The 14,440-nt window shown below is 43.5% G+C and carries 11 protein-coding genes and 2 pseudogenes; all 13 read left to right on the plus strand.

Translation table 11 applies throughout. The features are described 5' to 3' along the window. Positions 1-53: 53 nt before the first annotated feature. The 13 genes and pseudogenes from ADU23_RS17985 to ADU23_RS18040 all read left to right on the plus strand — a co-directional run bounded on the left by ADU23_RS17985 (position 54) and on the right by ADU23_RS18040 (position 14,321). Positions 54-356 carry an ArsR/SmtB family transcription factor gene (locus tag ADU23_RS17985; RefSeq protein ID WP_053374991.1) on the plus strand — a complete coding sequence of 101 codons (303 nt, stop codon included), beginning with the start codon at positions 54-56 and terminating at the stop codon, positions 354-356. 167 nt (positions 357-523) lie between these two features. Further along, positions 524-1,648, plus strand: coding sequence for an NADH:flavin oxidoreductase (locus ADU23_RS17990; RefSeq protein ID WP_269433101.1), 1,125 nt, complete (start codon positions 524-526; stop codon positions 1,646-1,648). A gap of 38 nt (positions 1,649-1,686) precedes the next feature. Then, positions 1,687-2,619 carry a TIGR03571 family LLM class oxidoreductase gene (locus ADU23_RS17995; RefSeq protein WP_053377702.1) on the plus strand — a complete coding sequence of 311 codons (933 nt, stop codon included), beginning with the start codon at positions 1,687-1,689 and terminating at the stop codon, positions 2,617-2,619. A 36-nt stretch (positions 2,620-2,655) separates the two neighbouring features. Then, positions 2,656-3,665: pseudogene (locus ADU23_RS18000) on the plus strand (LLM class flavin-dependent oxidoreductase). A gap of 24 nt (positions 3,666-3,689) precedes the next feature. Continuing rightward, positions 3,690-4,715 carry an LLM class flavin-dependent oxidoreductase gene (locus ADU23_RS18005; protein WP_053374992.1) on the plus strand — a complete coding sequence of 342 codons (1,026 nt, stop codon included), beginning with the start codon at positions 3,690-3,692 and terminating at the stop codon, positions 4,713-4,715. A gap of 84 nt (positions 4,716-4,799) precedes the next feature. Then, the gene (locus tag ADU23_RS18010) at positions 4,800-5,300 is read left to right on the plus strand and encodes a hypothetical protein (protein WP_053374993.1); all 501 of its coding nucleotides are present in this window, start codon (positions 4,800-4,802) and stop codon (positions 5,298-5,300) included. A gap of 696 nt (positions 5,301-5,996) precedes the next feature. Beyond that, positions 5,997-6,920: a sulfate adenylyltransferase subunit CysD gene (gene cysD / locus ADU23_RS18015; RefSeq protein ID WP_255314378.1), complete on the plus strand. Its 924-nt coding sequence runs from the start codon at positions 5,997-5,999 to the stop codon at positions 6,918-6,920. Position 6,921: 1 nt separating this feature from the next. Continuing rightward, on the plus strand, positions 6,922-8,571 hold the full coding sequence (locus ADU23_RS18020; protein ID WP_063846042.1) for a GTP-binding protein: 1,650 nt from the start codon (positions 6,922-6,924) through the stop codon (positions 8,569-8,571). A gap of 763 nt (positions 8,572-9,334) precedes the next feature. Beyond that, the gene (locus ADU23_RS18025; RefSeq protein ID WP_053374994.1) at positions 9,335-10,372 is read left to right on the plus strand and encodes a Cfr family 23S rRNA (adenine(2503)-C(8))-methyltransferase; all 1,038 of its coding nucleotides are present in this window, start codon (positions 9,335-9,337) and stop codon (positions 10,370-10,372) included. A gap of 162 nt (positions 10,373-10,534) precedes the next feature. After that, on the plus strand, positions 10,535-12,013 hold the full coding sequence (locus tag ADU23_RS18030) for an Lsa family ABC-F type ribosomal protection protein (RefSeq protein WP_053374995.1): 1,479 nt from the start codon (positions 10,535-10,537) through the stop codon (positions 12,011-12,013). Positions 12,014-12,315: 302 nt separating this feature from the next. Beyond that, positions 12,316-12,432, plus strand: a pseudogene (locus ADU23_RS32190) (sigma factor-like helix-turn-helix DNA-binding protein); the annotation flags it as partial. A gap of 108 nt (positions 12,433-12,540) precedes the next feature. Next, positions 12,541-13,119, plus strand: a complete 579-nt coding sequence (locus tag ADU23_RS18035) for a TetR/AcrR family transcriptional regulator (protein WP_053374996.1) — start codon at positions 12,541-12,543, stop codon at positions 13,117-13,119. 83 nt (positions 13,120-13,202) lie between these two features. Next, positions 13,203-14,321: a cytochrome P450 gene (locus tag ADU23_RS18040; RefSeq protein WP_231637461.1), complete on the plus strand. Its 1,119-nt coding sequence runs from the start codon at positions 13,203-13,205 to the stop codon at positions 14,319-14,321. Positions 14,322-14,440 lie beyond the last annotated feature (119 nt).

Below are 14,440 nucleotides of genomic sequence, written 5' to 3' on the forward strand. Positions count from 1 at the left end.
CTATGGCATCATAATGCATTGACATATCGAGATTTAACGATATAATAATTGTCATGAACCCAATACTCATCTTTAAGGCACTGGCGAATGAAACACGCTTGAATATTCTCGATTGGTTAAAGGAACCTGAGAAACACTTTCCCACGCAAGAAGGCGGTGACAGTAAAAAAATCGGGGTTTGTGTCAGCCACATTCAGGAAAAGGCAGGTTTATCTCAATCGACCGTTTCTCAGTACCTTTTACTGCTTCAGAGGGCGGGTTTGTTACAAGCGAACCGCTATGGTCAATGGACGTATTACAAAAGAAACGAAGAGGCTATTCAAGAATTGGCTGTTTATATGAAAGATGGTTTATAGGACCGGAAACAGGCATACATGGAAGATACCCAGCATTGGATATCTTCCATGTATCTATTTTCCTCTATATATCTAGAAAAATAGATATATAGATATACAAATATATTATCCGAATATGGGGCATGATTTGTAAAACAATACCAACCGAATTTAAAGGAGAAATCAACTTGACAACAGCTGCTCACTTAAATAAATTTCCCCGTCTTTTGTCTGATATACAGATTGGTAAACTGAATCTAAAGAATCGTATTGGTGTAGCGCCAATGACCAGAATTAGCGCATCTGAAGACGGCCAAGCAACCAAAATCATGATGAATTATTATGAAAGCTTTGTACAGGGCGGTTTTGGATTCTTGATCACGGAAGGCGCCTATCCCGATGAAATGTATAGCCAAGGGTATCTGAACCAGTCAGGAATTGCAAATGAGAAGCATATCGATGCATGGAGAAAAGTAACCGGGGCGGTTCATCAAGCCGGATCAAAGATCATTGTCCAATTGATGCACGCAGGTGCGCAGTCACAAGGAAATCGTTATAAGAGCGAGATCATCGCGCCCTCTGACATACCAGCAAAAGGTGAACAGCTTCCGTTCTATGTCGGGGAGGGCCCTTACAAGAAACCAAAACAAATGACAAAAGAAGACATCCAGGAGGTTGTTCATGGTTTTGCGGAAGCGGCCAAGAGGGCAAAAGAAGCAGGGTTCGATGGCGTGGAAATCCATGGTGCCAACGGCTATTTGCTTGATGAGTTCCTGACGGATTATATGAATGAAAGAACGGATGAATATGGAGGCTCAACAGAGAACAGGGTCCGTATTCTGATTGAAGTCGCTAATGCAGTGCGTGAATCGGTTGGGACTGATTTTGTCGTAGGAATCCGTATCTCCCAAGGGAAAGTCAGTGATTACCATCATAAATGGGCCGGGGGCGAAAAGGATGCCGAAATCATATTTTCAAGTTTGAGCAGAGCGGGCCTGGATTTTATCCATGTAACCGAATATGATGCGACTCGGGCGGCATTTGAAGGAACTGAACTTACGCTTGCCGCGTTGGCTAAGAAATTCGGTACTGTTCCAGTGATGGCGAATGGCAATCTCGAAGATCCTGATAAAGCGGAACAGTTATTGATGCGTGGTGATGCTGATCTTATTACCTTGGGTAAAGGAGCGCTTGCCAACCATGACTGGCCTCAGCGCATCCTGACAGAGCATCCTCTGCGGGAGTTTAATCCAGAAATTTTAGGACCAAAAGCCAATATAAAGGAACAGGAATTGATAATTACCAAAGATTAAGGTGGGGTAAGGAATTGGAGCATGACGGATACCGAAAAATGTATCAGAAAAATAAGTTGACGCTTGGGTTTGTGTTACCAACCGAAAAGATGACAAAGACGCCGCAAATGGAGAATCAGCTGCATCTGGCTCGCAAAATCGAAGATTACGGATTTGCTGCACTTTGGCTGCGGGATGTAACCATGCAGAATCTTCACATAGACGATAATGGCCAAATGTATGATTTATGGATTTATTTAACTTATCTCGCCTCGCATACAAAAGAAATCGTGTTAGGGACTGCGGGTGTTGTCCTTCCGTTGCGTCACCCGGTCCGGGTTGCAAAGGAAGCTGCATCCATACACCGCTTGTTTCCGAACCGATTAATTATGGGTGTAGCTTCGGGGGATCGCGAAATGGATTTTACGGCCTTGGGAGTCCAAAGAGAGGATAGAGGTGAGCTTTTCCGGGAGAGTTATGAATTTCTTGACGGGCTACTGCGGAATGAGAATGCAGCGATTGAATCGAACCTAGGCGTTTTTGACGGCAGTGATATGCAGTTGATTCCCCGTCCCGTAACAGCAATTCCGACGATGGTGACGGGATTCAGCCAACAATCCATGAATTGGATTGCTGAACATGGCGATGGTTGGATACAGTACCCCAGAAGCGTTGATAAACAGGAAATGCTTATTCGGGATTATCGCACATTGACGGAGATGAAAGCGCCCGGCGTATTTAAACCATTCTCTCAAACTTTATTTATTGATTTATCGGAAAATCCTGATGATTCACCGGAGGAAATTCCATTAGGCTATCGTCTCGGACGCCATCATTTGGTGGAGTTGCTTCATGGATTTCAACGAATAGGCGTCAACCATCTCGCTTTTGTCCTGTATTTTTCCTGGCGTCCTCCAGAGGAGGTCATCCAGGAGTTGGGTGAAGAGGTATTGCCTTACTTCCCTGCCCATCAGATGACCATTACAACATGAATATCACACAATAATGAATAAAGGAAGTATGCCTTCATGTCAGATATTGCGAATACGCCCTTATCCGTGCTCGATCCCTCCCCTATCATTGAAGGTGGTTCGGCTGAACAGTCACTTGCCAATACCCTTGTTTTGGCAAAGAAAGCCGAACAATGGGGCTACAAACGTTTTTGGCTTGCGGAGCATCACAATTGGATCGGAATGGCCAGTTCCGCATCCCCAATCGTGATTGGCAGGGTTGCTTCCGTGACACAGAACCTCCGCATCGGTTCAGGGGCCATGCTGCTTTCCCATTACTCACCATTCACGGTGGCGGAGCAATTTGGCACTTTGGAGGCTTTCTTTCCAGGGCGGATTGATCTTGGGTTGGACGGGCGCCTGGCACAGACCGGTACACAGCAAATCTAATCCGTCAACGGACTGCCGGAGAACCTGAATTTGATGAGCGGCTGCAGGAACTGATCGCTTATCTGCATGGTTCCGGAACGACAACCGGGAATGGCGCCCATCGCTTCCGCGCCATTCCCGGTGAACAATCGAAGGTGCCGATATGGCTGTTAGGCTCGGCCTTGTACAGCGCCGAATTGGCCGGAAAGCTGGGCTTGCCTTTTTCGTTTGCAGGCCACTTCGCTCCAGGCAATATGATGGATGCGTTGGCCGTTTACAGGGAGAACTTCCTACCGTCCCCGATGCTGGATAAACCCTATGTGCTTTTATCCGTACAAGCTGTTGCCGCCGATTCTGATAAAGAAGCACAAAGACTTGCCACTTCTATGTACCAAAAGTTTTTGCTGCTAACACGCGGACAAACCGCTCTGCTTCAGCCTCCGGTTGACGACATGGATTCCGTCTGGAGCAACGAGGAACGCAAAGCGGTTGAAGAACAACTGTTTACTTCCCTCATTGGCGATCCATCCGCTATTAAACAGCAATTGCGCGAGTTGATTGAAAGGACCGGGGCGGATGAAATCATGGCGCACACCGAAATCTTTGATCATGAGGCCCGTTTGCGTTCTTATGAAATTTTGGCGAATGCGGCAAAATAACAAAAATGAAATGAGGAAGACGATATGTCTGCAAATAAAACAAACAAACGACTGAGCAATATACCATTCTCCGTGCTAGATCTGTCTCCTATTGTCGCCGGCGGCAGTCCTGCCGAGTCGTTTCGCAACACGCTAGTCCTTGCCCAGCATGCAGAGAAGTGGGGTTATAACCGGTACTGGCTCGCGGAACACCATAATATGCCTTTTATCGCCAGCTCCGCCAGTTCCGTTGTGATCTCCCATGTGGCGGCTGGCACATCCACAATCCGGGTGGGCTCAGGTGGTATCATGCTTCCCAACCATTCACCGCTAGTGATCGCGGAGCAGTTCGGGACGCTTGAAACCCTGTTCCCGGGACGCATCGATCTCGGTCTTGGACGGGCACCCGGCACGGATCAGCGTACCGCGCGCGCGCTGCGTCGCGACGGCAGGAATGACGGCCAGGATTTCCCTGAGCAATTGGATGAGCTGCGGGCCTATTTCGATCCCTCGTTAGCATCAGGCACCATGCATGTCAAGGCGATCCCCGGGGAGGGCCTAACTATTCCCATCTGGCTGCTCGGCTCCAGCGGGTTCAGCGCACAGCTGGCCGGGCAGCTCGGTCTGCCGTTTGCCTACGCTAGTCACTTCTCGCCTGGCAACACCGTGCCGGCGATGGAATTATATCGGCGTTCTTTCAAGCCTTCGAAAGTACTGGAGAAGCCGTACGCGATGGTCGGCGTCAACGTTATTGCCGCCGATACGGATGAGGAAGCGAACCGCCTGGGAACGACGCTGCAGCAGCAATTCCTAAACCTGATCCGGGGCAATGAAGTGCAGCTGCAACCGCCTGTGGACAGCATGGACAGCTTATGGAGTGAGTACGAGAAACAAGCGTTGGAGCAGCAGCTCGGCTCGTCCATCTTCGGCAGTCCTGGGACGGTGAAAGAAAAGCTGCAATCTTTCTTGAACGATACCCAAGCTGACGAAATAATGGTCATCGCCCAGGTGTTTGACCACGAGGCACGCCTGCGTTCCTACGAAATCGTCGCAGATATCATCAAACCGTAACCCACTGGAGCGGATTCTGATTCTTTAATTCCTAGCCTAAAAAGGGTAGCAACAACTATCCAAGAAAAAGGATCCAAGGCCATCTTGCAAATTTTTCATGGCGGTAGAATGTGTCCGCCTGAGCTATTGCCCTTGGCTGATCAGCAACTGGATTACCTCCACATTTCGGTGGGAGCATTTTGGAACGGCTCGATCCGTGATGCAAATGATCAAACATCGCGTGGTGTAATGGTTCATGATCGAGTTGGTGATCGAATTCCAGTAATGGGAGTTGGGATGCTGCGCACACCCGATGAAGTGATGAAAGCATTGGAAACAGGGATACCTTTACTCGCTTTAGGGCGGGAATTGATTATGGAACCGCATTGGGTACAGAAGGTAGAAGCTGGTGAAGAAGAAAAAATTCGTACCACTTTATCAAAAGAAGATCAAAAAGAGCTGGTGATTCCAGATCAGATGTGGGAGTACTATACAAGCATACCAGGTTGGGTTCCCCATCGTTTAAGCAGAGTTAGAGCAAATATAAATCTTTCTCCAAGTCCATTGAAAAAGCATGGAGATATTGGACAGAGCCAGAACACATAACAAAATGGTTTTTTAATTTTTCGAAAAATAAATATATCCCTTTCACCGTCTCCACACATGTGGAGACGGTGCTCACTACTCGTGAGAAATGAATAATATAAGATGCAAATGTGTCTAAGCGCCCTCATTTCGAGGGTTTTTTTTATATAACTTAAGTAGTGACAAGAGCATTTGAAGCTTTAGGTGAAAAATGGTTAACCGATTAGTATGCTGTGATAATATTGATATAAATAAAATGCACAATTTTATCTAAAAAGGTGTTTTAGTGAAAATTAGAATTAATGATGAAGAACGACAAGTAATATTCGATGATTATTTTCATATCGGTGGGGCGGTTGTTCCAAACATTAAATGTTAGGAATGTGGAAGTGTAATTATCTATTACGACAAATATGACAACGAGTTCTGTCCCTCTTGTAATAGATGGTTGTCTGAAGCAACCCTCTAGTCGGTGAATTGTGGACTATCAGTAGATCGCATGGAACCACAGCTTGATACACATCATCACTACATTTTTTCTGAAATGGAATTATCCAATCTAATTGTTCGCAGTTTCGATACCCTTATTAATGAAAACCAAAGGCTCAGAAAATAAAAGAAAAAAACTTTATTCCACTTTGCATTAAAGTGAAAATCTGATAGGATATAAAGTATAGTCTATAGATTTAGTAAGGATTAAAGGGAGGCACTTTTTTCATGGACAAATTGATGCTTGATTCCATAGATGAAACGACACATCTAGATCAACTCGAGGCTGAGGCGATTTATATTATTCGAGAAGTAGCGGCGGAAAGTGAAAATCCCGTGATGCTATACTCGATCGGTAAGGATAGCTCCGTGATGCTGCATTTGGCGCTGAAAGCATTTTATCCGGAAAAGCCGCCGTTTGCTTTCATGCATATTGACACAACGTGGAAGTTCAAAGAGATGATTGAATTCCGCGACCGCAAGGCGAAAGAATTCGGAATCAACATGATTGTTCACTCCAATCAGGAGGGAATTGAGCAAGGGATTAACCCATTTGATCATGGTTCCGCATATACGGATATTATGAAAACCCAAGCCCTGAAGCAAGGCTTGGACAAGTACGGATTTACGGCTGCTTTTGGCGGCGGAAGACGTGACGAGGAAAAGTCACGTGCGAAGGAGCGGATTTTCTCATTCCGTAATAAAAATCATGCCTGGGATCCGAAAAATCAGCGTCCGGAAATGTGGAAGCTTTACAACACAAGAATTAATAAGGGTGAAAGCATCCGCGTATTCCCGATTTCCAACTGGACGGAAAAAGATATCTGGCAATACATTCGCAGAGAGAACATTGATATTGTGCCTCTCTATTTTGCGAAAGAAAGGCCTGTCGTTAATCGCGATGGACAGATCATCATGGCGGATGATGAGCGGATGAAGCTCGAGCCCAATGAGAAGATTGAAATGATGAAGATGAGATTTCGCACATTAGGCTGTTATCCGCTGACTGGTGGCGCCGAGTCAGATGCGGATACGCTGGATGCTATTATTGAAGAAACACTTGGTGCGGTATCATCCGAACGGACAACAAGGGTTATCGACCAAGAAGAAGCGGGCAGCATGGAAAGACGTAAACGGGAGGGCTATTTCTAAGATGAAGAGTCTGCTTAAATTTATTACTTGCGGAAGTGTGGATGACGGCAAGTCCACTTTGATTGGACATATGCTTTATGAGGCTAAGCTTTTGTTCGCCGACCAGGAGAGAGCATTGGAGCTGGACAGCAGGCTGGGCAGCCGCGGCGGCAAAATTGACTACTCCTTGCTTCTTGACGGGCTGATAGCCGAACGTGAGCAGGGAATTACGATTGATGTGGCATTTCGGTATTTTACGACGGATCACCGTTCGTTCATTGTAGCGGACACGCCGGGGCACGAAGAATATACACGCAACATGGCCGTAGGCGCATCTTTTGCGGATCTTGCCGTTATTCTGGTGGACGCAACCAAAGGGATCATTACTCAAACGAAGCGCCATACCCGGATTTGCGCCCTCATGGGGATTAAGCATCTGGTCTTGGCGGTAAACAAAATGGATTTGGTGGGTTTTGATACGAAGAAATTTGATGAAATCAAAGAAGAATTCTCTCGCCTCACCACTGAATTCCGGTTTGAAAGCATTCAGGTGATCCCTGTTTCTGCAACAGAGGGGGATAACATTACAAAGAAATCGCCCAATACGCCATGGTACGAGGGGCTTGCTTTGCTGCCCTATTTGGAGGGTGTTGACGTTCATTCGAACGATGACGTTAAGCCGTTTATGATGCCCATTCAGCGGGTATGCCGACCGGACCACACATTCCGCGGATTCCAAGGCCAGATTGAAGCCGGCAGCATCGCAGTTGGCGATGAACTGATAACTCTGCCTAGCCGTGAGAAGGCGAAGGTAAAACGCATTTTTGTAACAGACCAAGACAGGAATTCGGCTCGTGCCGGACAGCCTGTCACTATTCAATTGGATCGGGAAGTCGACGTTTCACGAGGTTGCGTGTTTACGAAGGACAATCAGCTCCAAGAGGCTGACAGCTTTAGCGCCACGATTCTTTGGATGGATGATTCTTTCCTGACGCCGGGAAAAAATGTTCTGGTGAAGGTAGGTACAAAGGTTCTTCCTGGTACTGTGACGAAAATTATTCACAAAATCGATATTAACACAGGCAATACGGTTACAGCCGATCATGTGGTTAAGAATGAAGTGGCTAAATGTGAATTTTCATTATCGGATGGTATTGTTTTTGATACGTTTGAAAAAAATAAAAGCATCGGTGGATTTATTCTCATCGATCGTGTAACGAATATGACATCCGCTTGCGGCGTCATTAACGAAGCTCTTCAAAGCTCTGACAATGCCGACCGGATCGATACGGAAATCACAAGAGATGTTCGTGCCCAGCAAAAAGGACAGCAGCCATTAACGCTCTGGCTTACTGGTTCAGTCTCGGACAACTCAGCTCTTGCGAAGGAAATCGAGAAACGGTTGGTAGCGAGAGGCTATCATACGATGCTAATCGATAACAGCTTAGGAGAATCTGTGCGGCAAATCGCGGGTTATGCCACTTTACTAAACAATGCGGGACTTATTGCATTGGTACTGGCTGGTACTACGAACGGCAACGACCAAGCCATCGCGCAAGAATTAATCGGTCAAGCCTTTTTGCCAATCGATGTTGCTGTAAACAGCAATTCGTTTGAAGAAGCGGCCAATGCTGCCGTGAAACGTGTTGTGAAGGCTCTCATTCAAGTTTAGTGTCAGGACATCAACAGAAGCATAGTATGGTTAATATAAAATCGTATTTAAGAAGCCGCCCCCCATCTAATAGGAGGGCGGCTTTTCCTGCTTTTGAATTTTTTTTGTAGAATTAATAAGAAGCGTTAGTTAAAATGCTAAGTTCATGAAGCTGCGGGTACTACTCGATCGGCAGTTTTGTTATATTGAATTCACTTGTGGTGAACTGACAAATAAATATTACATTCGTCTGCTTGTTGCAAAGTTGAAATGTGAAATTTGTTATGCTAGAATTATATTTAATAATCTAGAGGAGATGATAAGGATAATGTAATATTTCTTGCTATTTACGAATGATAAAACATAATCAGAGTTGTTTTATTCTTTGTTAAGTAAGAAATTTACTTATTCTTTTCACTCAAATAACAATATCAATTCCATTAAATGGATTGGAATCTGTATTCGTTTATTTGAGCTACAAGAAAGGTAAACTTTCTTGTAGCTCTTTATTTTTTTATTGCCATAGTATAATTTTGTGCTTTTTTATCTTAGGAGGTTGAAAATGATGTTTGAGGTTGTAAATGTTCATGTGAGTCGTTCATTGTCCGTTGGCACGGTTCACGATCAAACTAAACGGATGCCGGAGCATTATCCATCTATCGATAGATGCACGTAGCGATTTTAGCTGCAAGCTTCGTGGGTTTTAATATGGTTGGTTAGTGTACATGTTAAGCACCAACAAGGGGTGCTATGGCTGTTTCTCCGGCTCAAGAGGAGAAAACACATGAAGTCAACTTCGAAATACGAAATGATTCAACATCTATTAGCAGAATTGAAACAACCCGCATATCGGTTCCAACAAATTGCGGATGCGATCTTTAAGCAAAGAATTGGCGAATATGACCGAATGACCATTCTACCCAAGGGTATAAGAAATGAATTAATCAAGAACCTCGGCGAACACGTTTTGAACGTAACACCTGTCATGCAAAAAACATCCAGTCAAGTGAATAAAGTGCTTTTTGCCATTGAAGGCGGTGAGCACATAGAAGCAGTTCAACTAAGTTATAAGCGCGGCTGGAAATCGTACTGCATTTCCAGCCAGTGTGGATGCGGATATGGTTGCAGCTTCTGTGCTACAGGTACAATTGGACTTAAACGTAATCTTACAGCTGATGAAATTACCGATCAATTGTTATATTTTCATTTAAATGGTGAAGCCTTGGATAGTGTTTCGTTTATGGGCATGGGAGAGGCTTTGGCCAATCCTAATATCTTCGACACGATTATGATTCTAACAGATCCACGAACCTTTGGTTTGGGGCATCGTAGAATTACAGTTTCCACCATCGGAATTTTGCCGGGCATCGATCGTCTTGCAAAGGAATTTCCACAGGTTAATCTAACCTTTTCCCTGCACTCTCCTTTCGACGAACAGCGGAGCGAGCTAATGCCAATTAACAATCGGTTTCCGCTTCATGATGTGTTGAACAAGTTGGATCAGCATATTCGTGATACAGGTAGGAAAGTATACATTGCGTATATTTTACTTCGAGGCGAAAACGATTCAAATGAACATGCGGAAGCCATTGCTGCTTTATTAAAGGACAGAGGTCCTTGGGAACATTTATATCACGTCAATTTGATCCCCTACAATTCAACCGACGTGACGCCTGAAAGCTTTCATCAATCTGACAAAGAACGGGTTCAAAAGTTTGTCACGATCTTAAAGTCAAAGGGAATCAAAGTCACTGTGCGCACACAATTCGGTACTGACATTGATGCAGCATGCGGCCAGCTATACGGACACAACAAGTTATAAAGGAGGGGGAAGATGAGTACAGACACGGTTGTTACACATGATTTACTCCGTATAAGTCGGTTAGTATCCATTGAACTTATACGGAGTAAATAAGAATAAATGGGTATGTACCGACTTTTTATAAAGAAGAAGTAATGTTTTTATAAAAAGGAGGAACCTACCATGTCTATGATCCATGTACAAAACCTGACATTTTCATATCCTAGCAGCTTTGATAATATTTTTGAAGATGTTAGCTTTCAAATAGATACGGATTGGAAGCTTGGATTTATTGGCCGTAACGGTCGAGGCAAGACGACCTTTTTCAATCTTTTATTAGGAAAATATGAATACAACGGAAAAATTATTTCTTCAGTAGAATTCAATTATTTTCCATATCCAGTCTCGGATAAAAGCAGATTCACCTATGAAATAGTAGAAGAGATAAGTCCTCAAGCAGAAGATTGGGAGATTCTTCGAGAAATATCTTATTTAGATGTCGATGCTGAAGTGATGTACCGACCATTTGCAACATTATCGAATGGGGAACAAACGAAGGTTTTGCTGGCTGCACTTTTCTTGAATGAAGGGAAATTTTTATTAATTGATGAGCCAACCAATCACTTAGATATCCATGCGAGAAAGATGGTTTCTAACTATTTAAAAAGGAAAAAAGGATTCATTTTAATTTCACATGATAGAAACTTTTTGGATGGTTGTGTTGACCATATCTTGTCAATAAACCGAACCAATATAGATGTTCAAAGTGGTAATTATTCTTCTTGGAAGCTGAATTTTGATAGACAGCAAGAACATGAAGAAAAAACAAATGAGCGTTTGCAAAAAGACATTGGAAGGCTGCAACAATCATCAAAACGTTCAGCCAATTGGTCTAATCAAATAGAAGCCTCCAAAAATGGTACAACGAATTCTGGTTCTAAATTGGACAAGGGTTTTGTAGGACATAAAGCTGCTAAAATGATGAAACGTGCAAAGAACCTGGAATCAAGGCAAAATAAAGCTATAGAAGCAAAGTCAACGCTGCTAAAAAATGTGGAAAAAACGGAGTTATTACAGTTAGAGCCTTTAGCACACAAATCTAAAGAACTAATTCAGTTATCGGACGTGTCTGTTATGTATGATGGTGAATTAGTTCATACACCCATAAGTTTTAAAGTTGAAGCAGGAGACCGAGTAGTGCTTGATGGAAAGAATGGTAGTGGGAAAAGCAGTATATTACAACTGATTCTAGGAAAGCCGCTCCAGCATACAGGTACTTTGAACGTTAGTTCAGGCCTTGTTATTTCTTATGTACAGCAAGATACCTCTCATTTAAAGGGGAAATTATCTGATTTTATTGAAGAAAATCAGATTGATGAACCGATATTTAAGTCCATTCTACGTAAGATGGACTTTGACCGTATCCAGTTTGAGAAAGATATAGCCCACTATTCTGGTGGACAAAAGAAAAAGTTGCTTATAGCTAAAAGTTTATGTGAAAAAGCTCATTTATATATTTGGGATGAGCCACTAAACTTTATTGATGTTTATTCACGAATGCAAGTTGAAGAACTTATTAAAAGCTTTAATCCAACAATGGTTTTTGTTGAGCATGACCAGACATTCCAAGAGGAAGTTGCAACGAAAACGGTAACTTTATAGCTATACTTGGAGTATTGCATATTGTGTTGCTTCGTCAAAGTGAGGCTTAACTTCGAGTTATTTCCTTGAACTTAACAAGTACCTTGAAACAACAAGACAGCTGCCGACAATGTATCGGCAGCTGTCTTTCATTCAACGACACTTATTTATGGTTTGGACGTAACTTATGAAACGATGTGTTCCGGATATATCAAACGGTTTATTTTTTTATTACTTATTCGGTTAATTGATTGAAGGTTCCGGTAAATCCTCCCTGAACGATCTCTTGGAAAGCCTCCAAGGTTTTGATCTCTTCCTCTGTCGGGGATGAGCGGACGCAGCGGGAGATTGCGAAGGAATTGGGGATTAGCCGCAGTTATGTTTCACGGATTGAGAAGAGGGCGTTGATGAAGCTTTATCATGATTTTGCGAAGAGGTAAGGTCAGCCAATCCCCTCGCGATCTCAGTTGACAGAAGTTTTTCCAACATGTTACACTTTTTGTACTGACTAGTCAGTTTTTTTCTAAATTAAAGAGAGGCGGATCACCTTGAGTAAAGAAAAAATTATCCAAACAGCGGTTGAAGTATTTTCAGAAAACGGTTACCATCGGGCAAGTATGGATGAAATTGCTCTGAGAGCCAATGTTGCCAAAGGAACGCTTTACTATCACTTTCCAGGTAAAGCCCAATTGTTTAAGACGCTTGTTAAGGATGGTTTTCAGGAGATTATTAATAAAGTTCAGGCCGATCTTAAATCCACTTTTACTTTGGAAGAACAAATCAAAAGGATTATCACGCATAACCTCGATCTGTTTTTGGAATCTAGCAGTTTAGCGCATATCGTTTTCAATGAACTATCCAACGGCATCGATCAGGAAGTGCTCGAAGAACTGAAGAAACTAAGAATTGACTACATTCATTTTCTTGCCAACGTCTTAGAAGAAGGAAAGCAAGAAGGCGTGCTTCGTGATGTTAACTGCAATTTGGCCGCGGCTGGGATCGTGGGGATGCTCGACAGCGCAAGTAACTATTTTTTGAATAACAACGAAGAATTGTCCCGTGATCATATTGAACAATTCTTTTATACGATCATTACATCAGGTTTGTTTTTGACTAGCGGTGAGTAACTGCCCTTTTTTGGGGTTATTATACTGACTAGTCAGTTCTACAAAATGAGATGGAAGCGATGGTGTAACATATGGATTGGAGAATGGCTAATGAATTGATACCTTTGTCTTATTTTAAAGAAATGCGTGCTGCCTCCCCCTTATTGTTTAAAAAAGAGACTAATTCTTGGGACGTTTTCAAATACGAGGACGTCAAAACGATTTTTTCCGATCACGAGCATTTTTCTTCGCAAGGTGTCGAAACGATGAAAGATCCGATTGAAGCGAGTATTCTAAGACAAGATCCGCCTAAACATCGGCAATTGCGGATGCTTGTTTCTCAAGCTTTTGTTCCACGGGTTATTGAAGGACTGACGCCAAAGATTGAAGCGATAGCGAATGAGTTATGTGACCAAATGGAAGCGAGCGGTAAGATGGATGGGCTTTACCATTTTGCAAGTCCATTACCGATTATCGTCATTGCCGAAATGCTAGGCATTCCTCTGGAAGATCGAAAGCGTTTCAAAGAATGGTCGGATGCGCTGGTCGGAAACAACTCTGAGCAATACTATCAATGCCAACAAGAGATGAGTGACTATTTTACCGCAATAGCGGATCAGAGACGTGTTGAACCGCAGGATGATCTAATCAGTCGTCTAGTCCATGCGAAAACAGATGGCGAACAATTAAGCGATTTGGAAGTGATCGGCTTCTGTATTCTGCTGCTTGTTGCGGGAAATGAAACTACAACCAACCTAATTTCCTCGGCACTATTTATGCTCGATAGCTATGCTGATGCTAAAGAGCAGCTTTTGGAAAATCGCTCTTTGGTTCCGCAGGCTCTGGAGGAGGTTCTTCGTTATTGTTCCCCTGTTCAAACGATGATTCGAACGGTAAAAAAGACCACAGTCCTACGCGGACAAACACTAACTCCCGGACAAATGGTCAACATCTGGATTGGCTCGGCCAACCATGACGAAGACCTATTCGAGCGTCCGGATATCTTCGACATCCACCGGAGTCCTAATCCCCATCTTGCTTTTGGTCACGGCATTCACTTCTGCTTAGGAGCGCAATTAGCCCGTTTAGAAAGTAAAATTGCCATTCAAACGCTGCTTAACCGATTTCCTGAGTTCCGCCTCGATCGCTCCCATTCATTGGAGAGAATCGACAGCTGGTTGATGTTTGGAATCAAACAAATGCCTATTATTTTGCGGAAATAATAGAAGTTGTGCTCACAGCACTTGTTTTCCCAAAGCAGTGACATCACTGCATATTTCCATATAGCGTTAAACTCAAAATAAGAAGCATTCCTGACATTGCAGCTTGGCTGCTACGACTT

The organism is Paenibacillus sp. FJAT-27812 (assembly GCF_001273905.1).
In the GTDB taxonomy this organism is placed as follows: domain Bacteria; phylum Bacillota; class Bacilli; order Paenibacillales; family Paenibacillaceae; genus Pristimantibacillus.

What these genes read in the sequence shown, in the direction of transcription:
- ADU23_RS17985 (WP_053374991.1), top strand. Translation starts at nt 54, where the DNA reads ATGAACCCAATACTCATCTTTAAGGCACTGGCGAATGAAACACGCTTG.
- ADU23_RS17995 (WP_053377702.1), top strand. Translation starts at nt 1,687, where the DNA reads ATGTATCAGAAAAATAAGTTGACGCTTGGGTTTGTGTTACCAACCGAA.
- ADU23_RS18005 (WP_053374992.1), top strand. Translation starts at nt 3,690, where the DNA reads ATGTCTGCAAATAAAACAAACAAACGACTGAGCAATATACCATTCTCC.
- cysD (WP_255314378.1), top strand. Translation starts at nt 5,997, where the DNA reads ATGGACAAATTGATGCTTGATTCCATAGATGAAACGACACATCTAGAT.
- ADU23_RS18020 (WP_063846042.1), top strand. Translation starts at nt 6,922, where the DNA reads ATGAAGAGTCTGCTTAAATTTATTACTTGCGGAAGTGTGGATGACGGC.
- ADU23_RS18025 (WP_053374994.1), top strand. Translation starts at nt 9,335, where the DNA reads ATGAAGTCAACTTCGAAATACGAAATGATTCAACATCTATTAGCAGAA.
- ADU23_RS18030 (WP_053374995.1), top strand. Translation starts at nt 10,535, where the DNA reads ATGTCTATGATCCATGTACAAAACCTGACATTTTCATATCCTAGCAGC.
- ADU23_RS18040 (WP_231637461.1), top strand. Translation starts at nt 13,203, where the DNA reads ATGGCTAATGAATTGATACCTTTGTCTTATTTTAAAGAAATGCGTGCT.